At 68.4% G+C, this 20,056-nt stretch carries 21 protein-coding genes and 1 riboswitch; of the genes, 9 read left to right on the forward strand and 12 right to left on the reverse strand.

What is annotated here, in order from left to right; genetic code table 11:
• Window positions 1-66: 66 nt before the first annotated feature.
• Window positions 67-747, reverse strand: coding sequence for an AAA family ATPase (locus ABZ656_RS15545; protein ID WP_360268307.1), 681 nt, complete (start codon window positions 745-747; stop codon window positions 67-69).
• A gap of 168 nt (window positions 748-915) precedes the next feature.
• A riboswitch (glycine riboswitch) is annotated at window positions 916-1,016 on the forward strand.
• A 146-nt stretch (window positions 1,017-1,162) separates the two neighbouring features.
• Here ABZ656_RS15545 and gcvT point away from each other — a divergent pair.
• The 9 genes from gcvT (at window position 1,163) to ABZ656_RS15590 (ending at window position 10,563) form a co-directional block, all read left to right on the forward strand.
• Window positions 1,163-2,281 carry a glycine cleavage system aminomethyltransferase GcvT gene (gcvT, locus tag ABZ656_RS15550; RefSeq protein ID WP_360268255.1) on the forward strand — a complete coding sequence of 373 codons (1,119 nt, stop codon included), beginning with the start codon at window positions 1,163-1,165 and terminating at the stop codon, window positions 2,279-2,281.
• A 128-nt stretch (window positions 2,282-2,409) separates the two neighbouring features.
• The gene (gene gcvH / locus ABZ656_RS15555) at window positions 2,410-2,787 is read left to right on the forward strand and encodes a glycine cleavage system protein GcvH (RefSeq protein WP_101400793.1); all 378 of its coding nucleotides are present in this window, start codon (window positions 2,410-2,412) and stop codon (window positions 2,785-2,787) included.
• Between the two features lie 13 nt (window positions 2,788-2,800).
• A complete protein-coding gene (glyA, locus tag ABZ656_RS15560) occupies window positions 2,801-4,063 on the forward strand; it encodes a serine hydroxymethyltransferase (RefSeq protein ID WP_101400792.1) in 1,263 nt (420 codons plus the stop codon).
• 157 nt (window positions 4,064-4,220) lie between these two features.
• On the forward strand, window positions 4,221-5,588 hold the full coding sequence (locus ABZ656_RS15565; RefSeq protein ID WP_101400791.1) for an L-serine ammonia-lyase: 1,368 nt from the start codon (window positions 4,221-4,223) through the stop codon (window positions 5,586-5,588).
• A 338-nt stretch (window positions 5,589-5,926) separates the two neighbouring features.
• Window positions 5,927-6,076: a hypothetical protein gene (locus ABZ656_RS15570; RefSeq protein ID WP_360268260.1), complete on the forward strand. Its 150-nt coding sequence runs from the start codon at window positions 5,927-5,929 to the stop codon at window positions 6,074-6,076.
• 1 nt (window position 6,077) lies between these two features.
• Complete coding sequence (locus ABZ656_RS15575; RefSeq protein ID WP_101400790.1) at window positions 6,078-7,037, forward strand: D-2-hydroxyacid dehydrogenase family protein; 960 nt, start codon at window positions 6,078-6,080, stop codon at window positions 7,035-7,037.
• Window positions 7,038-7,819: 782 nt separating this feature from the next.
• Entirely contained in the window at window positions 7,820-9,226 is a 1,407-nt protein-coding gene (locus ABZ656_RS15580; protein WP_360268263.1) for an arylsulfotransferase family protein, read from the forward strand.
• A gap of 33 nt (window positions 9,227-9,259) precedes the next feature.
• The gene (locus ABZ656_RS15585) at window positions 9,260-10,114 is read left to right on the forward strand and encodes a hypothetical protein (protein ID WP_360268266.1); all 855 of its coding nucleotides are present in this window, start codon (window positions 9,260-9,262) and stop codon (window positions 10,112-10,114) included.
• 137 nt (window positions 10,115-10,251) lie between these two features.
• Window positions 10,252-10,563 carry an FAD-binding protein gene (locus ABZ656_RS15590; RefSeq protein ID WP_360268269.1) on the forward strand — a complete coding sequence of 104 codons (312 nt, stop codon included), beginning with the start codon at window positions 10,252-10,254 and terminating at the stop codon, window positions 10,561-10,563.
• A gap of 33 nt (window positions 10,564-10,596) precedes the next feature.
• Here the strand turns inward: ABZ656_RS15590 and ABZ656_RS15595 are convergent, their stop codons facing one another.
• The 11 genes from ABZ656_RS15595 to ABZ656_RS15645 all read right to left on the reverse strand — a co-directional run bounded on the left by ABZ656_RS15595 (window position 10,597) and on the right by ABZ656_RS15645 (window position 20,046).
• Entirely contained in the window at window positions 10,597-11,022 is a 426-nt protein-coding gene (locus ABZ656_RS15595) for a lasso peptide biosynthesis B2 protein (protein ID WP_101400786.1), read from the reverse strand.
• Window positions 11,019-11,285 carry a lasso peptide biosynthesis PqqD family chaperone gene (locus ABZ656_RS15600; protein ID WP_360268272.1) on the reverse strand — a complete coding sequence of 89 codons (267 nt, stop codon included), beginning with the start codon at window positions 11,283-11,285 and terminating at the stop codon, window positions 11,019-11,021. The genes ABZ656_RS15595 and ABZ656_RS15600 overlap by 4 nt, the downstream gene beginning before the upstream one ends.
• A complete protein-coding gene (locus tag ABZ656_RS15605; protein WP_360268275.1) occupies window positions 11,282-13,096 on the reverse strand; it encodes an asparagine synthase-related protein in 1,815 nt (604 codons plus the stop codon). Before ABZ656_RS15605 ends, ABZ656_RS15600 begins: the two co-directional genes overlap by 4 nt.
• A 21-nt stretch (window positions 13,097-13,117) precedes the next feature.
• The gene (locus ABZ656_RS15610) at window positions 13,118-13,246 is read right to left on the reverse strand and encodes a lasso RiPP family leader peptide-containing protein (RefSeq protein WP_129592249.1); all 129 of its coding nucleotides are present in this window, start codon (window positions 13,244-13,246) and stop codon (window positions 13,118-13,120) included.
• Between the two features lie 172 nt (window positions 13,247-13,418).
• A complete protein-coding gene (locus ABZ656_RS15615) occupies window positions 13,419-14,348 on the reverse strand; it encodes an ornithine carbamoyltransferase (protein WP_180362074.1) in 930 nt (309 codons plus the stop codon).
• Window positions 14,345-14,953: a TIGR00730 family Rossman fold protein gene (locus ABZ656_RS15620; protein ID WP_360268278.1), complete on the reverse strand. Its 609-nt coding sequence runs from the start codon at window positions 14,951-14,953 to the stop codon at window positions 14,345-14,347. The genes ABZ656_RS15615 and ABZ656_RS15620 overlap by 4 nt, the downstream gene beginning before the upstream one ends.
• Window positions 14,950-15,954 (reverse strand): 2,3-diaminopropionate biosynthesis protein SbnB, encoded by a 1,005-nt coding sequence (gene sbnB, locus ABZ656_RS15625; RefSeq protein ID WP_360268281.1) that lies wholly within the window; start codon window positions 15,952-15,954, stop codon window positions 14,950-14,952. The genes ABZ656_RS15620 and sbnB overlap by 4 nt, the downstream gene beginning before the upstream one ends.
• Window positions 15,955-15,956: 2 nt before the next feature.
• The gene (gene sbnA / locus ABZ656_RS15630; RefSeq protein WP_101400782.1) at window positions 15,957-16,988 is read right to left on the reverse strand and encodes a 2,3-diaminopropionate biosynthesis protein SbnA; all 1,032 of its coding nucleotides are present in this window, start codon (window positions 16,986-16,988) and stop codon (window positions 15,957-15,959) included.
• A 236-nt stretch (window positions 16,989-17,224) separates the two neighbouring features.
• Window positions 17,225-18,181 carry a beta-ketoacyl-ACP synthase 3 gene (locus ABZ656_RS15635; protein WP_360268284.1) on the reverse strand — a complete coding sequence of 319 codons (957 nt, stop codon included), beginning with the start codon at window positions 18,179-18,181 and terminating at the stop codon, window positions 17,225-17,227.
• Window positions 18,178-19,089 (reverse strand): TauD/TfdA family dioxygenase, encoded by a 912-nt coding sequence (locus tag ABZ656_RS15640; protein WP_360268287.1) that lies wholly within the window; start codon window positions 19,087-19,089, stop codon window positions 18,178-18,180. Before ABZ656_RS15640 ends, ABZ656_RS15635 begins: the two co-directional genes overlap by 4 nt.
• A gap of 150 nt (window positions 19,090-19,239) precedes the next feature.
• A complete protein-coding gene (locus ABZ656_RS15645; protein ID WP_180362073.1) occupies window positions 19,240-20,046 on the reverse strand; it encodes a helix-turn-helix transcriptional regulator in 807 nt (268 codons plus the stop codon).
• Window positions 20,047-20,056 lie beyond the last annotated feature (10 nt).

Genomic DNA, 20,056 nt, shown 5'->3' on the forward strand with positions numbered 1-20,056 from the left:
GGGCCTGTACGACTTCCCCACCGCTCTCGGCCACTCGCTGATGCCTCGGCCACTCGCGGCCGCTTCTCAGTCGCCGAAACCGATCCTCCGCAGTACGTCCGCCGCGTCCCGGTCGAGGAGCACCGCCGAGCCGCAGCCCTCCGGCAGGTCGCCCCGCTCGACGGAGCGCAGCAGCCGGGCGACCGCGCCCCGGTGACGGGCGAACGCGTACCGCGAGACGCCCCGGCCGCGCTCGCGCTGGCCCTCCAGCGCCGTGCCGGGCGTGACGTCGAGCAGCAGCAGGTGGAGGGTGCCGCCGCGGCGCCGGGCCTCGCGGGCGAGCCAGCGGCGCACCCAGGCCTGCGTACCGCAGTCGTGCACGACGACCCCGGCGCCGGAGCGCAGGGCGCGGTGCAGGCCCGCGTAGTGCGCGAGGCGGACGAGGGGCCGGTAGACGGCGTACGGCAGCCGGCCGGCCGCCCGCTCGTCCCAGCGGTCCCTGGTGTCCTGGGAGTCGATGCGCGGGCCATCGACGGCGCGGCGCATCAGGGTCGACTTGCCGCTGCCCGGCAACCCGGTGACCACGACGACGTCGGCCACTCCGAAGTGCAGACCGTGCGGAGAGTGTCCCGCGCGCGCTCTGAGGTCGCGGACGACGGCCGACGGCAGCGCTCCGCACGCCTCCCGGGTCCCGGCCGGGGCGCCGGGCTGCTCGGGCAGCGCGAGGCCCGAGGTCGTGGCGTACGCCGTGGTCCTGTTCACCGTGATCGTCCTCCCCTTGGGTGTGGAGTCCCATCCCCGTCGAGTGTAAAGAGAAGGTAATGCGCGGTGTCTCTCGTTTCCGTACGCGGACTGCCACAGGCCGGTTACAGATGCGGGCTGCCGTGATCGGACGGCGCGTGCGATGATGTGCCCGCCAACTGCATACCGGCCGCTTGAATCCGCGCGGGAGAGTTCCGGGAACCTTCGGGTACCCGGGCGCCGAAGGAGCAAGTCCCTCCCTTGAATCTCTCAGGCCCCGTTACCGCGCGGGCGAGGCACATCTGAAAAGCGGGCCGCTCTCCAGTGGCTCCACCCAAGGTGCAAGTCAGGACCTCCGTTCGCGGGGTCGTGATGAACCTCTCAGGTTCCGATGACAGATGGGGAGGAACGACCTCGCCGTCATGCCTTGGGAGCCCCACCGATGAGCAGTAACGCACCCCGTCTCACCGCGCTCGATGCCCTGCATCGCTCGCTCGGCGCGACGATGACCGACTTCGCGGGCTGGGACATGCCCCTGCGCTACGGCTCCGAGCGCGACGAGCACCTCGCCGTGCGCACCCGGGCCGGCCTCTTCGACCTGTCGCACATGGGCGAGATCACGGTCACCGGGCCGGGGGCCGCCGCCCTGCTGAACCACGCGCTGGTCGGCAACATCGCCTCCGTCGGCGTCGGCCGCGCCCGCTACACGATGATCTGCCGGGAGGACGGCGGCATCCTGGACGACCTGATCGTCTACCGGCTGGCCGAGAACGAGTACATGGTCGTCGCGAACGCCTCCAACGCCCAGGTGGTGCTGGACGCGCTGACCGAGCGTGCCGCCGGCTTCGACGCCCTCGTGCGCGACGACCGGGACGCGTACGCGCTGATCGCCGTGCAGGGCCCCGAGTCGCCCGGCATCCTCAAGTCGCTGACCGACGCCGACCTGGACGGGCTGAAGTACTACGCGGGCCTGCCGGGCACCGTCGCGGGCGTCCCGGCTCTGATCGCCCGCACGGGCTACACGGGCGAGGACGGCTTCGAGCTGTTCGTGGCCCCGTCCGACGCCGAGAAGCTGTGGCAGGCGCTGACGGACGCGGGCGCGCCCGTCGGGCTCGTCCCCTGCGGCCTGTCCTGCCGCGACACGCTGCGCCTGGAGGCGGGCATGCCGCTGTACGGGCATGAGCTGACCACCTCGCTCACCCCCTTCGACGCAGGGCTCGGGCGGGTCGTGAAGTTCGAGAAGGAGGGGGACTTCGTGGGGCGTGCCGCGCTCCAGGAGGCCGCCTCCCGCGCCGCGGAGAACCCCCCGCGGGTACTCGTCGGGCTTGTCGCCGAGGGCCGTCGCGTACCGCGCGCCGGGTTCTCGGTCGTCGCCGACGGCAAGGTGATCGGCGAGGTCACCTCCGGCGCGCCCTCCCCGACACTGGGCAAGCCGATCGCGATGGCGTACGTCGACGCCGCACACGCCGCGCCGGGCACGGCCGGGGTCGGCGTGGACATCCGGGGCAGCCATGAGCCGTACGAGGTCGTGGCGCTGCCGTTCTACAAGCGCCAGAAGTAGCTTCGGGGCCGAAAGGGCCCCGTCCAGCGCGCCCACGTGACGCACGCCGCTGTGTCACGTCTCGTATCCCAGGACCACTCGGTCATCCCGTTCATCCGCACTCCCCCGCGTACAGGAGAATTCAGGCCATGAGCAACCCCCAGCAGCTGCGCTACAGCAAGGAGCACGAGTGGCTGTCGGTCGCCGAGGACGGCGTCTCGACGGTCGGCATCACCGAGTTCGCGGCCAACGCGCTCGGCGATGTCGTCTACGCCCAGCTTCCGGAGGTCGGTGACACGGTGACCGCGGGCGAGACCTGCGGCGAACTGGAGTCGACCAAGTCCGTCAGCGACCTGTACGCGCCGGTCACCGGCGAGGTCGTGGAGGCCAACCAGGACGTGGTGGACGACCCGTCGCTGGTGAACTCCGCCCCCTTCGAGGGTGGCTGGCTGTTCAAGGTACGCATCGCGGAGGAGCCGGCCGACCTGCTCTCCGCGGACGAGTACACCGAGTTCTCCGGCTCTTAAGGACTTCTGACTGATGTCGCTTCTGAACACGCCCCTGCACGAGCTGGACCCGGACGTCGCCGCCGCCGTCGACGCCGAGCTGCACCGCCAGCAGTCCACCCTGGAGATGATCGCCTCGGAGAACTTCGCTCCGGTAGCGGTCATGGAGGCCCAGGGCTCGGTCCTGACCAACAAGTACGCCGAGGGCTACCCGGGCCGCCGCTACTACGGCGGCTGCGAGCACGTCGACGTGGTCGAGCAGATCGCCATCGACCGCGTCAAGGCGCTCTTCGGCGCCGAGCACGCGAACGTACAGCCCCACTCGGGCGCCCAGGCCAACGCGGCGGCGATGTTCGCGCTGCTGAAGCCGGGCGACACGATCATGGGTCTGAACCTCGCGCACGGCGGGCACCTGACCCACGGCATGAAGATCAACTTCTCCGGCAAGCTGTACAACGTGGTCGCGTACCACGTGAACGACGAGACCGGCCAGGTCGACATGGACGAGGTCGAGCGCCTCGCCAAGGAGTCCAGGCCGCAGCTGATCGTGGCGGGCTGGTCGGCGTACCCGCGTCAGCTGGACTTCGCCGCGTTCCGCCGGATCGCGGACGAGGTCGGCGCGTACCTGATGGTCGACATGGCGCACTTCGCGGGCCTCGTGGCCGCGGGCCTGCACCCCAACCCGGTGCCGCACGCCCACGTGGTCACCACCACGACCCACAAGACGCTGGGCGGCCCGCGCGGTGGCGTGATCCTGTCCACCGCCGAGCTGGCCAAGAAGATCAACTCCGCGGTCTTCCCCGGCCAGCAGGGCGGTCCGCTGGAGCACGTGATCGCCGCGAAGGCCGTCTCCTTCAAGGTCGCCGCCTCCGACGACTTCAAGGAGCGCCAGCAGCGCACGCTGGACGGCGCGCGGATCCTGGCCGAGCGCCTGGTCCAGGACGACGTCAGGGCCGTGGGCGTGGACGTCCTGTCCGGCGGCACGGACGTGCACCTGGTCCTGGTCGACCTGCGCAACTCCGAGCTGGACGGCCAGCAGGCCGAGGACCGTCTCCACGAGGTCGGCATCACGGTCAACCGGAACGCGATCCCCAATGACCCGCGGCCTCCGATGGTGACCTCGGGCCTGCGCATCGGCACGCCCGCCCTCGCCACCCGCGGCTTCCAGGCCGAGGACTTCACCGAGGTCGCGGACATCATCGCCGAGGCGCTGAAGCCCTCGTACGACGCGGAGTCCCTCAAGTCCCGGGTCTCCGCCCTGGCCGACAAGCACCCGCTGTACCCCGGCCTGAAGTAGTACCGCCTGAAGTAGTACCGAACCAGTTCCTGCGAAAGTTCACTTTCGTACAGAAATTCGCATGGAACGTACGATTCGCCAGGACGCCGCGCACACTGGAACCGGAGGTGTGCGCGGCGCCCGCCCCCATGCACCGCCCCTGTTGTGAGGAGTCCCCGTGGCCATCTCGGTCTTCGACCTGTTCTCGATCGGCATAGGCCCGTCGAGCTCCCACACGGTGGGCCCGATGCGTGCGGCGCGCATGTTCGCCCGCCGGCTGCGCAACGAGGAGCTGCTGGCCTCGGTGGCCACGGTCCGGGCGGAGCTGTACGGCTCCCTGGGTGCGACCGGCCACGGCCACGGCACCCCCAAGGCGGTGCTGCTGGGCCTGGAGGGCGCGTCGCCGCGAACGGTGGATGTGGAGGGCGCCGACGACCGCGTGGAGCAGATCAAGTCGTCGGGCCGTCTCGCCCTGCTCGGCACGCACGAGATCGCCTTCTCCTTCGACGACGACCTGGTCCTGCACCGCCGCAAGGCCCTGCCGTACCACGCGAACGGCATGACGATCTTCGCGTACGACGCCTCCGGCGCACTCGTCCTGGAGAAGACGTACTACTCGGTCGGCGGCGGCTTCGTGGTCGACGAGGACGCGGTGGGCGAGGACCGCATCAAGCTCGACGACACGGTGCTCAAGTACCCGTTCCGCACGGGCGACGAGCTGCTGCGGCTGACGAAGGAGACCGGCCTGTCGATCTCCGCCCTGATGCTGGAGAACGAGCGGGCCTGGCGCACCGAGGAGGAGATCCGCGAGGGGCTCCTCGCGATATGGCGTGTGATGCAGGCGTGCGTCTCCCGGGGCATGTCCCGCGAGGGCATCCTGCCGGGCGGCCTCAAGGTCCGCCGCCGCGCCGCCGTCTCGGCCCGCCAGCTGCGGGCGGAGGGCGACCCGCTGGCCCACGCGATGGAGTGGATCACGCTCTACGCGATGGCGGTGAACGAGGAGAACGCGGCGGGCGGCCGGGTGGTCACGGCCCCCACCAACGGCGCCGCGGGCATCATCCCGGCGGTCCTCCACTACTACATCAACTTCATCCCGGGCGCGGACGAGGACGGCGTCGTACGCTTCCTGCTCGCCGCCGGCGCCATCGGGATGCTCTTCAAGGAGAACGCCTCCATCTCCGGCGCCGAGGTCGGCTGCCAGGGCGAGGTCGGCTCGGCCTGCTCGATGGCCGCGGGTGCCCTCGCCGAGGTCCTCGGCGGCAGCCCCGAACAGGTCGAGAACGCCGCCGAGATCGGCATGGAACACAACCTCGGCCTCACCTGCGACCCGGTCGGCGGCCTCGTCCAGATTCCCTGCATCGAACGCAACGGCATGGCAGCGGTCAAGGCGGTCACCGCCGCCCGCATGGCCATGCGCGGCGACGGCTCCCACAAGGTCTCCCTCGACAAGGTCATCAAGACCATGAAGGAGACGGGCGCGGACATGAGCGTCAAGTACAAGGAGACGGCCCGGGGCGGGCTGGCGGTCAACATCATCGAGTGTTGAGGGGACGAGCCCTGACCTGCGTGTTCGAGTCTTTCAGCGCTGCCGGGGCCCTCCCTGTCCATGCGGCGGAAAGTCCCCTGAATGTCTCTGGGACAGCCGTGAAAGTCCCCGAAAAGTCCGAGGGGAAATCGCCCAGGACGGGCTTCTGACGCGTAAATACCGACCCGTATGGGCAAAACCGCAGGTAGCTGACCTCGCCTCCTGCGTTGTCGCCCCGCGACGCGGTGTTGATCAAGGGCTACGGGGTGTTCGACGCGCCCATTTACCTGCCCCACGGCGGGCGGCGAAGCCGCCCTGGGTCGCTGACCTGCAGCTTCGTAGCACGTACGCAACGTCGAATGCCCTCGGGCGCAGCCGCCCGGCGGCTCGTCACAGCAGCTCTCCCGTTCTCCGGTGCCGTGATCGACCGGGGCAGGATCGTGCTGCCGGGCGACCCCGGACTGGGCGCGTGCCCGCGCCCCGACAGCGAGAACACCTGGGAGAAATGACGTGCAATTCCGCTGCGCCGTACTCGACGACTTCCAGAACGTGGCGAGCACATGTGCCGACTGGTCGACTCTGAGCGATCGGGTCGAGGTCATCTCCTTCGCCGAGCACTTCGCCTCCGAGGATGAACTCGCCTCCGCCCTCGCCGACTTCGACTTCGTGGTCACCCTGCGCGAGCGGGTGCCTTTCCCGGACTCGCTGCTGAACCGGCTGCCCCGCCTGAAGCTGCTGATCGCCTCCGGCATGCGCAACTCGGTGATCGACTACGCGGCCGCGAAGGCGGGCGGCGTCACCGTGTGCGGCACCCAGAGCTCCTCGACGCCGCCGGTCGAACTCACCTGGGCCCTGCTGCTCGGACTCGCCCGCGGCATCGTCCAGGAGAACGACGCCCTGCGCGACGGCGGCCCCTGGCAGTCCACCGTCGGCGCCGACCTGCACAGCCGCACGCTCGGCCTGCTCGGTCTCGGCAAGATCGGCAGCCGGGTGGCCCAGGTCGGACTCGCCTTCGGCATGGAGGTCACCGCCTGGAGCCAGCACCTCGCCAAGGAACGCGCGGACGAGGTCGGCGTCGAACTCGCCTCCTCCAAGGAGGAGTTGTTGGCAAGCAGCGACTTCATCTCCGTCCACCTCGCGCTGAGCGACCGCACCCGGGGTCTGCTCGGCGCCGCCGAGCTCGCCCTGATCAAGCCCACCGCTTACCTGATCAACACCTCGCGGGCCGCGATCGTCGACCAGGACGCCCTGCTCGCGGCGTTGCACGAGGGCCGTATCGCCGGCGCCGGCGTCGACGTCTTCGACGTCGAACCGCTGCCGGGCAACCACCCGATGCGCACCGCACCGCGGCTGCTCGCCACCCCGCATCTCGGCTATGTGTCCCGCGCCAACTACGCGCGCTACTACGGCCAGGCCGTGGAGAACATCCAGGCCTACCTCGACGGCGACCCGGTCCGGGTCCTCGGCTGACGTGCCGTCGTGAGCCCCGGCGGCCGTGGGGCCGCCGGGGCCTCCCTTCCCTCTCCGCGGTCGCCGTCCCACCGTGAGCGTGTCCCGCCGCATGATGAAACTCGGCGCCTTCCTGCCCGCGTCGGGCCACCACGTCGCCGCCTGGCGGCATCCTCACGCGCGCCCCGACGGTGGCCTGGACTTCGACTACCGTCGGCACCGTGCCCGGCGCAGGTTCCCCGGGGCCGGCTGGGCACCCTCAGCCCCCGGCTGCTGCCCAAGTACGTCCGCCGGACCGGGCGTCGGAAGGCCGCCTCGTCATCACCCCGTCGCAATGGAGATGCCGCATGTCCGGGTGAGGCCGCACCTGCCGAACGGCCTACCTGAGTGGCCTTCAGCAGGCGCGGGCCCCTCTTGCTGCATACCGTCACCAGAGGAGCAGCTCCCGGTCTTGATCGTTCTGGGTCGGAGGGGTGAACCGAACAAGACGTTCGAGGACGAGCGGCACCGCCATCGGAGAAGGGTTCCGGGTGCCAAGGAGGTCGGCAATGGTGACGCGAGAGCCGCGGGTCCGCCGGACACGGAGAAGGACCCGTCGCGCCGTCGGAGCCTGCGTGCTCGCTGCGGGGTGTGTCTTCGCGAACTGCGTGCCGTCGGCCGCGGCGAATCCCCAAGGGGGCGCGTCCCGCCTGTGCGCGACGAAGCCCTTCCCTCCATCGGAAAGTACTCCACCCCCGATCCTGTCGGGCAACGGTGTGTGGAGTTTCGTCTCCGAACCGGGCCTTCACCCCATGCGGGTGACCGTGACTGCGAACAAGCCGGGAACGGCTCGCGGAGACATCTTTGTCGCCCCGTTCAGCGCGGACCAGATGGTCGGCCAGACGGGGGCACTGGTCAACGACGACTCGGGGGATCCGGTCTGGTTCCGCCCACTGCCTTCCACGAACCTCCAGAACGCCGACTTCAAGGTCCAGACCTATCACGACGGCCGCGGGGGCCGGGGACAACCGGTGCTGACCTGGTGGCAGGGGACTCTCGCCCTTCCCCCGGCGTATACGAACCTGCCGGCCGGTGCGCCGGAACCGGGCGGGTGCTACTACATCTACGACACCCACTACCGCCTGCTCAAAACAGTCTTCGCGCATCACGGCTACTACCCGGACGAGCACGAATTCACCCTGACCCGCAGGGGCACCGCACTGTTCATCGCCTCCAAACCGGTGCCCATGGATCTCACACCCTATGGGGGTCCGAAGAACGGAGCCATCGAAAACAGCGAGATCCAGGAGGTCGACCTCGCTACGGGGAGACTCCTCTACTCATGGAACGCGCTGGACCATATCGACCCCGCCGATTCCGAGGAGGCAGCCTCCAGCGCATCGTCGTCCGGCGGAGTGTGGGATGCCTTTCACATCAACTCCGTCGACGAGGGACCTGACGGCCGGCTGTTGATCTCGGCCCGGAACATGTGGGCGATCTACAACGTCACCAAGAAATCCGGGAAGGTCCGCTATCAGATCGGGGGAAAGAAAAGCGACTTCACCTTCGGTCCGAACGCGGACTTCTACTGGCAGCACGATGCCCGATTCCGGCCGGGAAACCGGATCAGCATGTTCGACGACGGCTGCTGCGACCTGCCTGACGGCGCCCCCGAACAGCGTTCGCACGGCCTGATCCTCAGCCTTGATTTCCGCAGCCACAAGGCGAAGACGGTCAAGACCTACTACCACCGGCCGCCGTTGGAGTCACCAACCCAGGGAAACACTCAGGCCCTCTCCAACGGCAACGAGTTCATCGGGTGGGGCCAGAGCCCGTACTACTCGGAGTACGCGGGTGCAGGGAACACCGAGGGCAACGGCTCACAGAACCTGCTCTACGACGCGAAGCTGCCGGGCTCCGACATCTCTTACCGAGCCTTCCGGAACAAATGGATCGGCACGCCCTACTATCCACCGAGCGCGGCGGCACGGTCCGACGGTGGGCACAGCGTCGTCTACGCCTCCTGGAACGGCTCGACGCAGACCGAAGCATGGCAGGTACTCGCCGGATCCGACCCCGATTCCCTGTCGGTCGTCGTCAGGCACGCCCCACGGTCCGGATTCGAGACCGCCGTCACCACGCCCAAACCAGGACCGTACTTCAAGGTCAGGGCGCTGGATGCGAAGGGCAGGGTCATCGGGGACTCCCGCGTGGTGAAACTCTCCGGCTGACCGTTGGCGGGGGCACCATGAGGGAGTCACAGTGTGACTGAAGTGAGAGAACCGCGCCCAGACCCCGCCCGCCGGCCCCACCTGGGAATGCACCCCGGCGAACTCGACGGCAAATGGTACGCCAAGTACTGGAACCCGGTGATGGCACCAATGCCGGAGCACATCAAGGAGGCGATCGGTCTTGGCCCGCAGCCGCCCCCTTTGTGTCTGAGCCCGGATGACGCAGCAACGCTGAGCGACACCGGCTATCAGGAGTTCGAGAACGGATACAGCCTCTTCAGCGACGGATCCATGCACATCGCCGCACTGACCCGCATGCCGAGAGTGTCTCCGGCCATGGTGGACTGGTGGTTCTGGTGGCAGGCCAAGGAGACCCAGCGGTACAAACTGTGGTATCCGCGTGCCCACATGTACGCGGAATGGTCTGGAGGCACGGTGGACCAGAGTGCTCCGTACCGTGACAGGTATGTCGGAGGTACATCGTTCGTCGACGAATACGTCGGCAGTTCGCTCGGCGAGCTCGCTATCCATTTTGTCCATCCCGACAAGCTGGGATTCAGCGACGACAACGTCGATCCGGACGAAGCCACCGCGATCTGCGCCACGGTCGGGTTGTCCCGCGTTCCGCTCGATTGGGGCCACCTGGTCCACTATGTACGCCGAGTGAAGGGCGGCGCCGAGATGCGTTCGCGCTTTTGGATGGGCGGGAAATACGTCGCCCCCCGCGCAGGAGCCTCCCTGACCGACGAACTCGAAACAGTCGCAGAAGGCCTGCGGCGTCTCGGGGACGGGCACGCTCGCGCCATGGTCGTGCATTGCTCGCAGGAGATGAACCATCTCGCAGCGTTTCTCCCAGATATTTTCGACGAGTTCCGACGATCTGAATAGGCTCGCCGGTCGACAGGGCCTGTTCTGCCACTCGTTGGTGTTCGGCCGGACGGGTCAGACTGTCGGCTTCTTCTTCTCGTCTGAATTCGGTCCGTCACGGTTGCGCCGGTGCACGAAGATTCCTGAAAGGAGAGAGCATGTCGACCCGGATCGAGGGCAGGGTGCTGCGGCGAGGTGATTACCGTTACGAGAGTCGGCGCCGTGAGGCGTGCTGGCACGCGGGGGTGCCGGACCGCTACCCAGAGGTGATCGTGCTGGCGAACGACGACGACGATGTCGTCGCAGCGGTGCGGCTCGCCAGGGAGGAGGGCCTGCAGATCGCGGTGCGGTCCGGTGGCCACAGCTGGTCCGGCTCACACCTGCGTGACGGCACGGTGCTCATCGACCTGTCGAACTTGCGGCACGTGGCCGTCGACAGGGACATCGGTTCCTCCCTGGTGACGGACTGAATCGCATGCCCGCCGGGGGAAGGATTTCCGCGTCTAGCGCGCCTCGGTGGCCGGAGGGACTACCAGTAAGGGGCGGTAATGGCCCGCCGTGGCCGGCTCACCGACGGGCCGGCCGGCGACCTCGATCCATGCATGGGCCGCGAAAGGACTGGTGCGAACTCCTGTGCACCACGTCGGCCACACCCCGCGGAACCTGCACAGGAGGGCCACCGCTATCGACCGCTGCAGACACGCCTGGCCGGCGCAGCGCAGGCTCACGGAGACGACCGCCTGTCGGGCCTCCAGGGCCTGATCCGCCGTGGCGGGCGGGGCACCTCGGCAAAGAAATTCCAGAACCAACCGCAACTGGACCGGCTTGCGGGAGGCGAGCACGCGGGCCACACCGACCGCGAGCAACGGTGCCAAGCGGCGATGAGGCGGAAGGCTGTTCCGCTCCGGCAGAGCCAAGGGGGCGCTCATGAGAATTCCAAGAGCAGTTCAGCCGCTTGCAGTTGGGCCACCACCGCGGAGACGTCACGGTGGGCGTGCGCCAGGACGATGTGGTGCTGCTCGACAAGCGCATCCGCGGCCCGCTCATCCGACTCGCCGTCGAGCAGGCTGTTGAGTACGAGCACACCGGTGCGGTTGAGCTGCCAATAGCGGCCGGTGCGTTGATGGAGAAGGACGGCGCCGTCGTCGGTCTCGGCCATCACCACGTCGGGGTGCAGACGCAGGGGCATCATCGCCTCCCAGGGGTCAGTGGAAGCTGCCTGGCGGCGCGGGCCCAGACCTCAAGGCCGATCAGCTGTTCAACCGCTATGTCACTGGAGATGCCGGAGTGTGGAGTCAGGAGTTGACTGCGCAATACTCCGGTGGAAATCAGCCCCATGTCGCTCAGGATCGAGTCGGAGAACAGTTCCAAAATGGCTGTGAGGTTGCGTTTTCTTCCAGCTCGCAGGTCGGCACTGAATTCTCCTTTCGTAGTGCGGTTGAGCACGACGTCCGGGACAAGGCCTCGCATGGATGTGGCCAACAGCGGCTTGTAACGCCGAGGCGTGACTCGCTCATGGAGACGAACTGCCAAAGCCGCTTCCATGACCTGGTTGTCGAGGTACGGCTGGTGCAGGCGCACGCCTGCTTCCTCGTACAGGCGGGCCACCTGGCGATAGGCCGGCGCGGTTGTCCGCAGTGCGGTGAGGAACTGATGCTGTCCGCGGTCATGAGCGAAGGGTTGAGCGTGCTGGGCGGTGTCCCGGAGAGCTTCTCGCGCGGCAGCGACCGCCTCGTCCGTGGCCCATGCCGGAGCACGCAGCGCTGCGAGTCCCCAGTCCAGGGAGGGAGTGCGGCGCGGCGGTGCCGGAAGTGTCAGTTCCTCGGCCTGCCCGAGCCACCAGTCCCTCACGCCGCCCCGACGCTTCAACTGGTGGACGACTCCGTCCAACGGCCATCGGTGCAGGGCGCGGTAACCCCGCAGGTGCCGCAGTGCGATCGTCGGGTGACGGCGGGCCAGTTGGTACAGATAGCCGGGGGCCCGGCCAAACAGCTCGTCCCCTCCGTGCCCCGCGACGTGCCGGCGGACGCCGTGCTCCGAGAGCAGGCGAGCGGAGTAGCGCACGCGTGCCAAGGTGCGCGAGAACAGGTACGGCCGCTCGGCATCTGCTGCTGCATCAGGATGTGCGAAGACCGGCGGCAGTTCGTGCTGCCCGGCGACGACATGGCGGGCCTCAGGAAGCGAATCCGCGGACTTTCCAGCGAAATAGGCGTCGTCGTTGCCGGCTTCGGCCTCGCCCCATCTGAAGGTCAGCAGGTCGGGCGTGTGTCGTGCCGCAAGGAAACACAGAGACGTTGAATCCATGCCACCCGAGAGGTCCGCGCCAAGCGTTCCGCTTCTGGCTCGAAGGCCGTCCATCGTGGTCACCAATGCGTCTCTGACGTGTGCGGCACCCTCGATCAGCGGAATTTCAGGCTCTGGCGGGTGCCACCACCGTTCCTCTCGCGCTCCGTGGGGCTCCAGCAGAAGACAGTGGTCGTGCGGCACCGTGCTCACGCCGGCCCAAACACTCTGGTCGGAGAGTGGCGGTGGGAGCAAACCCCCGCACACCGACCGAGCCGCCAACACCTTCTCGTCGATGCCGGCTCTGGTCATGGATGCGAGCACGTCGGCCCGGTCGGAAGCGATCGACAGGTGGCCCAACCGTGCGTGAAAGACCTGCCGGAGGCCGGACAGACTGCCGTACGCATGTATCGCGCGGCCGGCAGCGGCCACCAAGTGAAAACTGCCCGGCAGCTCCGTGACCAGGCCGTCGGCCTCCGACAGCGTGCGGATCCGTCGGCAATGGTCGGCGAGACGACGGGTGGTGACCGGGCAGAACCCGATCACCACCACGCGCACGGGGGATGCCGTCACCTCTAGGATCTCGTCCGAATCCCATTCCCCCACCAACCACGGCCGCCCCGAGGGATGCTCGATCACGTTCGGATTGTCGAACGGCCCTGTGACGTCGCTGATGTGGATTCCTGGTGCGTCCGGAAGGACGACAAACCCCTTGCTCATGTCATCGGACCTCGACGAGCCTTACCAGCCCTGCTTACCCAGCACGTCGGTGTGGTCGCTGCCGAACCCGAGCGTGTCCTCGGAGAACTCCCCGACGGCCACCAACGCCGGCGGCTCGTAGCTCTCGGCAACGTCCTGCTGGTCGCGCATGGTGTTGTTTTCCACGGCTTCATTCCTCCTTGTAGACGAACGGGCCCTCGGCTGATGGGCCCGCCTGCCGCACGACTTCAGGCGCTGATCACGGCCTTCTCGATCCGGCGAGGCCACGTCCTGAACCGTGCGGAGTTCCCGCGGCCTCCGCCTCGCCGCGACCGTGCTGATCTCACGGCCGTTCGGAACGGACCCACTCGAGGACCGCCATCGCGCTGTGCATCTTGTTCTCGGCCTGCTCGAAGGCGATCGACCGTTCTCCGTCGAGCACTTGCGCGCTGACTTCCTCGCCGCGATGGGCCGGCAGATCATGCATGAACACCGCCTCCGCACCGCCGTCCCACAGTCGCTCGTCAACCTGGAACGGAGCGAAGACCTCGCCCCAGCGCGCATCCGGCTTGGATGTGCCGGTGGTCTGCCAGCGCGTCGTGTACACCACGTCGAACTGCCCGGCCGCGCCGGCGGCCGGCGGCTCGCTCCGCTCCAGCACCGACGCGCCGCGCTTCTCGGCCTGCCGCTCGGCCCTGGCGAGAACGCCCTCAGGGAGGCCGTATCCGGGCGGCGTGCGCAGCTCGAAGCGGACGCCGGAGAACCTGCTGAGCGCGAGGGCCAACGCGACCGCGCTGTTGTTGCCCTCGCCGACGTAGAGCACGCGCAGATCCTCGATGCTCGAGAACCGGTCGAGCAGCGTCGTCAGATCCGCCAACGCCTGCGTGGGGTGTTCATCGGCTGTCATCGCGTTCACCACCGACATGCCCCCGGGCGCCGCGAACTCGCGCAGCTCCCGCGGGTCGCCGGCGGTGCGAGCCACCAGCAGGTCGAGCATGCCGGAGAACACTCGCCCGGTGTCGGCGATCGTCTCACCGGTGTTCAGCTGCAGATCCCCGGGCCCGTAGGCGAGCACCTGGGCGCCCAGCCGCAGCGCCGCCGCCGAGAAGGCGGTGCGGGTTCGCGTCGACGTCTTACGGAAGTAGGTGCCGACGATCTGACCGTCCAGCGGTTTGCCCGCCGCGGTGGGGTCATGGCGGAACTGGACGCCGCGGGCAGCGATCGCCTCCAGATCGGCGTCTCCGAGATCGTCGAGCGATATCAGGTGTCTCATGTATGGCCTTCCAAACCTGTCGCAACGGGGACCCTGCGGGCCTGGCCGAGCAGGTCGAGGGCCTGCTCGCAGTCGTGGGCGACTTGCACGAGCGCCCGCTCGGACGCGGTGATGAACCCCTCCGCGTGCAGGTGGTCGAGCAGCGCGATCAGCGGATCGAAAAAGCCGTCGATGTTGAGCAGCACCACGGGTTTCTCATGGAGGCTCAGCTGATTCCAGGTGGCCACCTCCATCAGCTCGTCCAAGGTGCCGAACCCGCCGGGCAACACCGCGAACGCCGACGCCAGCCGGTACATCAGGGCCTTGCGCTGGTGCATGGAGCGGACGACGAAGAGCTCCGCGCCGACCCGGTCGGGATGCTCCCGCTCGAACAGCTCGTGCGGGATCACTCCGGTCACCCGAGCGCCCGCGTCGACGGCTCCCTTGGCCAGTGCGCCCATCACCCCGACGCCGCCGGCTCCGTACACGAGCCCGACGCCTCGGCCGACGAGCGCCGCTCCGAACTCGGCCGCGACGTCCATGTACCGGGGCCTCGTCCCCGCTCTGGAGCCGCAGAAGACGGCGATGCCCCGGAAACGAGGGGCCTGCACCGACGCATCACTCACGAGTCGGTCCCGTCGAGGAAGTCGGTCACGGCTACTCCCGATCCGCGTTCCCGCGCACCCTCGAAGACGAGTCGGGCCACGGCGAGATCGAGCACCCCGAGTCCGAACGGCGAGTAGACCGCGACGCGGCCGGGATCACGCCGCAACTCCGTACGTCCGGTCAGCAGGTCACCGATCTGGGCGTCGACGAAGTCTTGGTTCCCCGCCTCCTGCCGGGCCAGATCCAGCGAGGTCCTCTCGCGCAGTACGTGGTCGGCGTCGTCGACGAGGTTGTGCGCACCGCGAATCGCGTCGGGATGGATGTCGCGCAGAGAGATGTGCAGCACCGTCGCGCCCGGTCGGCACGCCTCAAGTCCGGTGTGCGGGGTAGCCGCCGTGGTGGCCAACGAGACCAGTTCGTGGGCGCCGAGAGCCTCGTGGATCGTCGCGGCGATCGTGTACCGCAGTTCCGGCAGGCGCTTGGCGGCCTTCTCCATGAACGACCGCGCCCGCTCGACGTCCTGGTCGAACACGGTCACCTCGGCCAAGGCGGGCAGCTTGGCGGCGAGGAAGGCGAGAATCTCTGCGTTGATCACGCCGGCTCCGATCAGGCCGACTCCGCGCACTCGCTCCGGCGCGGGAACCAGCATCGCGGCGCCCAGCGCGGCACTCGCGGCGGTGCGCTTGGCCGAGATCAGCGACGCTTCGAGCAGCGCCTGCGCTCGACCGGTACGCGGCGAGTTGAGCACCATCACCGCGCTGGCCCGTTCCAACCCCACGTCGAGGTTGCCGGGGAAGGAGGCAATCCACTTGACCCCCGCGCTCTCGTGCGCGCCGCCCAGATAGCCGGGCAGCCCGATGATGCGTTTCCGCGCGTCGTCGGGGAACCGCAGAAAGACCGAATGCGGCAGCACCGATGCGCCCCGTGCATGCGCCGCGTACGCCTCACCGACGAGGTCGATCAGATCGTGCTCGCGACCGTCGAGGATCTCGCGCACCTCGCGCTGTCGAATGATGAGCATTCTTACCCTTTCTGCCGCTGCATCGCGGCGACCGAATCAGGGGTCTTCCACAGGTGCGAGACTTCGCCGAAATGCTCCTGCACCCAACCGTCCGAGTAGACGGTGTGCAGATAGCGGTCGCCTCCGTCAGGGAAGATCAGCACGCACACCGATCCCGGCGGGATCCGCGGCCGCAACCGTTCGAACGCGGCCACAGTCGCCCCGGACGAGCCGCCGACGAGGAGCGCCTCGCGCAGGCTCAACCGGCGACAGCCGACCACGCAGTCCAGATCCGTGACATGCACGACCTCGTCAGCGGCGCCCGGCTCGAACAACGCGGAGCGGACCGACGCGCCATGGCCCGGGATCAGCCGCCGGGGCGGCGGGCCGGACTCGGGGTCCGTCTGGAACAGCACGCTGCCCACGGCGTCGACCGCGATCACCTTCGTGTCCAGCCCGTGCTCGCGCACGTACCTGCTGCAGCCCAGCAGGGTTCCGGTGGTGCTGGTGGCGGAGAAGAGATAGTCCACGCGACCGTCCAGCGCCTCGACGATCTCCCGCATCGTCCCGATGTGGGCCCGCGGGTTCATCTCATTGGCGTACTGGTTCGTCCAGTACGCATGCGGAATCGACTGCACCAGTTCCTTGACCCGGCGCAGCCGCACCGACAGGTACTCGCCGTCGGCGTCCGGCTCGGTCACCACCTCGACCTCGGCGTGCAAGGCCCGCAGGATCGCCAGGTTCTGCTCTGTGGTCTTGGCGTCCACGACGCAGATGAAGCGGATGTCGTGGTAACGGCAGACCTGGGCCAGGCCGACCGCGAGATTGCCCGAGCTGGATTCGACGACGACCGAACGCCCCGGCATCAGCCGGCCGGAGCGGATCTCGTCCATCAGCATGCTGACAGCGGGGCGGTCCTTGATGCTGCCGCCCGGATTGAACCGCTCCATCTTGGCGAAGAGCCGCCCGTCGAATCCCGGACGTAACCGCTCCAGTTCGATCAGTGGGGTGCTGCCGACGGTGGAGAGGATGCCGGGGAGTCCATGTTCTGCCACAGCTCGATCATTCGCGCCGGCCCTATAGCACCCCTATACCTGCCGCCCCGGCGTGGGTCCTAGGGCCTGTCGTCAAATTCCCGTCGTCCGCCCGGAGGGCGGGCCCTGCGGCGTCAGGTGCGTGCTCTCGGCGTGCCGGGCACAGGCCCTCGTACTGGACGTACTTGGATCTGTGCCTGGCGCGGTGAGAGTGCGTGCATGGCGTCGCAGGGCAGACGGGAATTTGACGACAGGGCCTAGGGCAGCGTGGCGAGTAGGCCGGCGTAGCTCAGACCCGCGCCGAAGCCGAGCAACAGTGCGAGGTCGCCTCGCTTGACCTGTCCCGACGAGCGCATCCGTTCCATTGCCAGCGGAATCGACGCCGCCGAAGTGTTCGCCTGATCGACGATGTCGCGGGCGACGACAGCGCCGCCGAAGCCCGCGCGCTGTGCCACGGCGTCGATGATCCTGATGTTGGCCTGATGCGGAATGAAGACATCGACGTCGCCCGGCGCCAGGTCGGCGCCCTGAAGGATTCGCCCCACCACGCCGGGCAGTTCGGTCATCGCCCAGCGGAACACGGTCGCACCCTGCATACGGATGACGGGCCCTCGATCCGGCAGCTCGGGGCGGCGGCGGACGGTGATCGCCTCGGCCAGGCTCGGCTGCCCGCCCATCACCGCGGGACCGATCTGCGGATGACCGCTCGCGGCGACGAGCACAGCGCCCGCGCCGTCGGAGAAAATGAAGGCCGTGCTCCGGTCGGTCGTATCGAGCAGGTCCGACATCCGCTCGACGCCGATCACCAGGGCGGTTCTGGCGCCGCCCGTGGTGACCGCGTCGGCGGCCAGGCGCAGCGCCACAACAAAACCGGAGCAGGCGGCACTCACTTGGACACCAGGCGCGCGCACGCCCATCCGCGCCGCTACCACCGACGGCAGGTCCTTTGGATCTTCGCTCACATGCGACATGGTCGCGATGAAGACCCGATCCACCTCCGCGGGACTCGCGCCGGCGTCGGCCAGCGCCTTCTCCCCCGCCGCCGCGGCCATCTCCACCAGGGTCTCGTCAGCCTGCGCGAAACGGCGCGTGCTGATTCCGGTGCGGCGGACGATCCATTCCGGGGTGGAGTCCAGCACCCGGCAGATCTCGTCGTTGTCGACCACGCGCCGCGGACGGAACACCCCGAGGCCTACCATCGCCGCACCGCTCATGCCAGCACCGCTGATCCGCCTGGCCGGTGTCCCCGGGTGCGGCGTGCGTCGAGATGGACGAACGTGCGATGCAGCCAGCGATCGCGGCCGTCGTAGCGTGGAGTGAAGGCGGTACGACCGTGGATCGAGATCCTGTTGTCCACGAACGCGAGCTCGCCCGCGGCCAGCGTCAGCTGCCTGGAAACGCCTACGAAGGCATCGCGCAGGAGCTCCAGCGCTCGCTTCGCCTCGTCGTCCAGGGCGACGGTGGCGTTGAAGTCCACTCGCACATCGGGATCGTCCGGTGCTCCCGCGAGCACCGCGTGCGCCTCACCGGCGTCGCGGGACTGGAACGACGGCGGCGGCTCCGTCACGAAACGCGGACCGTGCAGCGCCTGCCGGGCCGTCTGGGGAAGGAGGGTCAGGGCTCTTCGAATCGAGGAGACCAGCGTGCCGGCTTCGCCGTCGTGGTCGTTGCGGAGGCACAACAGCCCGACGTAATCGGGACGATGCGGATGGAAGGCGTTCTCCACGTGCATCTCCAGAGAAACCGAGCCGGCATTGCTCTGACTGCCCTCCCGGCCGGGCACCGGCACGACGTTCTGCACCAGCGCGCCGCCCTTCTCCGCCCGGTACGCGGCGAGCTCGCCCAGGCACGACGCCAGCAGCGCGATGGTCGCCGCGGGCGCGGTCGGGGTCCGCACCACCGACTCTGCCGTCATCGGGGTGGGCGGCAGAGTCGACTCGTCGACCGGCAGATTGCGGACGACCAGCAGACCGTCGACGCCGGGATCGTGCCGGTAGTGGCGCACCGCTTCGCGCAGCCGAACCGGCAGGCGCGCGGAGAGCTCTCGAGCGCGCGCGACCCAGGCGTCCTCGTCTATTCTCGGCAGTTCCTCTCCGACCAAATCCGCGCCGACCGCGGCCACCGCGGCACGCTCGGACGTGGCCAGGGTGATGTCACCGGCGTTCCCTGTACGGCCCATGATGATGCTCCGTTCCATCGCGAACAGGGCGCCCAGCGTGGAGGAACGGGCAATATTTGATCGATACTTCCTACGTGGACAAGGCGCCGAAGCTCACGCGCCCGGCGTCTCCTCCAGGGCGAGGTCCTCAAGCACGCTCTGCTGACCCAGCAGGAAGCACAGCTCCGACCGGGAACTGGCGCCCAGTTCGTTCTTGATCCGCCGCAAGTGGTTCTGGACCGCCCGCGGTTTCAGTCCGACGCGCCGACCGATCTGCTCGTCGGTCTTGCCCTCGATGACCAGGCGCTTGACCGCCTCCTGGACCTCGGTGCCGACCAAGTTCGCCGTCTCGGCCAGCGCGGCGGACTCGAAGACGATCGCCCGAGTCCAGAAGCGTTCGAACAGGTCCCCGGCGAACCGCGCCACCGCGGGGTCGGTGAACATCGCCGCCTCGGTGCGCTTGGAGTTGGTGGGCACGATCACCACATGGTGGTCGACGACGATGAGCCGGTCGAAGAACTCGTCGAGGGTGCGTACCTGGGCACCGTGCTCGGTCGTCGCACGCACGTAGTCCTTCGTGGGCTGGTCGTAGCGCGCGGGATGCTGGTACAAGGTGCGGGTGATCACGCCGCGCTCGAGGCAGTCCAGGTGCGTGGGAAGCGCCGTGGCCAGAGTCGACTTGGATCGGGCGCCGCCGGGCTGGGCGAGCAGCACCTCCTCGCGCGAGGATTCGAGAGTGAAGCGGATGGTATCGTTGATCTTCTTCATGCCGGAGATCAAACACGTGGACCTGGCACTGCGCTCCGCCTGCGCCGTCAGTTCGTACTCCGGCAGTGACGGTGTGCCGCCGCGACCCAGCGCGTCACCCAACTCCCCCAGCAGGTCGCGCAGATCCTTCTCCACTCGGCGCGCGCGTGCCAACAATCGTCCT

Source organism: Streptomyces sp. NPDC007095 (assembly GCF_040634475.1).
Lineage (GTDB): Bacteria > Actinomycetota > Actinomycetes > Streptomycetales > Streptomycetaceae > Streptomyces.

Excerpts from the sequence above, each read along its gene's own strand:
- gcvT (WP_360268255.1), top strand. The coding sequence starts at position 1,163 with ATGAGCAGTAACGCACCCCGTCTCACCGCGCTCGATGCCCTGCATCGC.
- gcvH (WP_101400793.1), top strand. The coding sequence starts at position 2,410 with ATGAGCAACCCCCAGCAGCTGCGCTACAGCAAGGAGCACGAGTGGCTG.
- glyA (WP_101400792.1), top strand. The coding sequence starts at position 2,801 with ATGTCGCTTCTGAACACGCCCCTGCACGAGCTGGACCCGGACGTCGCC.
- ABZ656_RS15570 (WP_360268260.1), top strand. The coding sequence starts at position 5,927 with ATGCCCTCGGGCGCAGCCGCCCGGCGGCTCGTCACAGCAGCTCTCCCG.
- ABZ656_RS15590 (WP_360268269.1), top strand. The coding sequence starts at position 10,252 with ATGTCGACCCGGATCGAGGGCAGGGTGCTGCGGCGAGGTGATTACCGT.
- ABZ656_RS15595 (WP_101400786.1), bottom strand. The coding sequence starts at position 11,022 with ATGAGCGCCCCCTTGGCTCTGCCGGAGCGGAACAGCCTTCCGCCTCAT.
- ABZ656_RS15600 (WP_360268272.1), bottom strand. The coding sequence starts at position 11,285 with ATGATGCCCCTGCGTCTGCACCCCGACGTGGTGATGGCCGAGACCGAC.
- ABZ656_RS15605 (WP_360268275.1), bottom strand. The coding sequence starts at position 13,096 with ATGAGCAAGGGGTTTGTCGTCCTTCCGGACGCACCAGGAATCCACATC.
- ABZ656_RS15610 (WP_129592249.1), bottom strand. The coding sequence starts at position 13,246 with ATGCGCGACCAGCAGGACGTTGCCGAGAGCTACGAGCCGCCGGCGTTG.
- ABZ656_RS15615 (WP_180362074.1), bottom strand. The coding sequence starts at position 14,348 with ATGAGACACCTGATATCGCTCGACGATCTCGGAGACGCCGATCTGGAG.
- sbnB (WP_360268281.1), bottom strand. The coding sequence starts at position 15,954 with ATGCTCATCATTCGACAGCGCGAGGTGCGCGAGATCCTCGACGGTCGC.
- ABZ656_RS15635 (WP_360268284.1), bottom strand. The coding sequence starts at position 18,181 with ATGAGCGGTGCGGCGATGGTAGGCCTCGGGGTGTTCCGTCCGCGGCGC.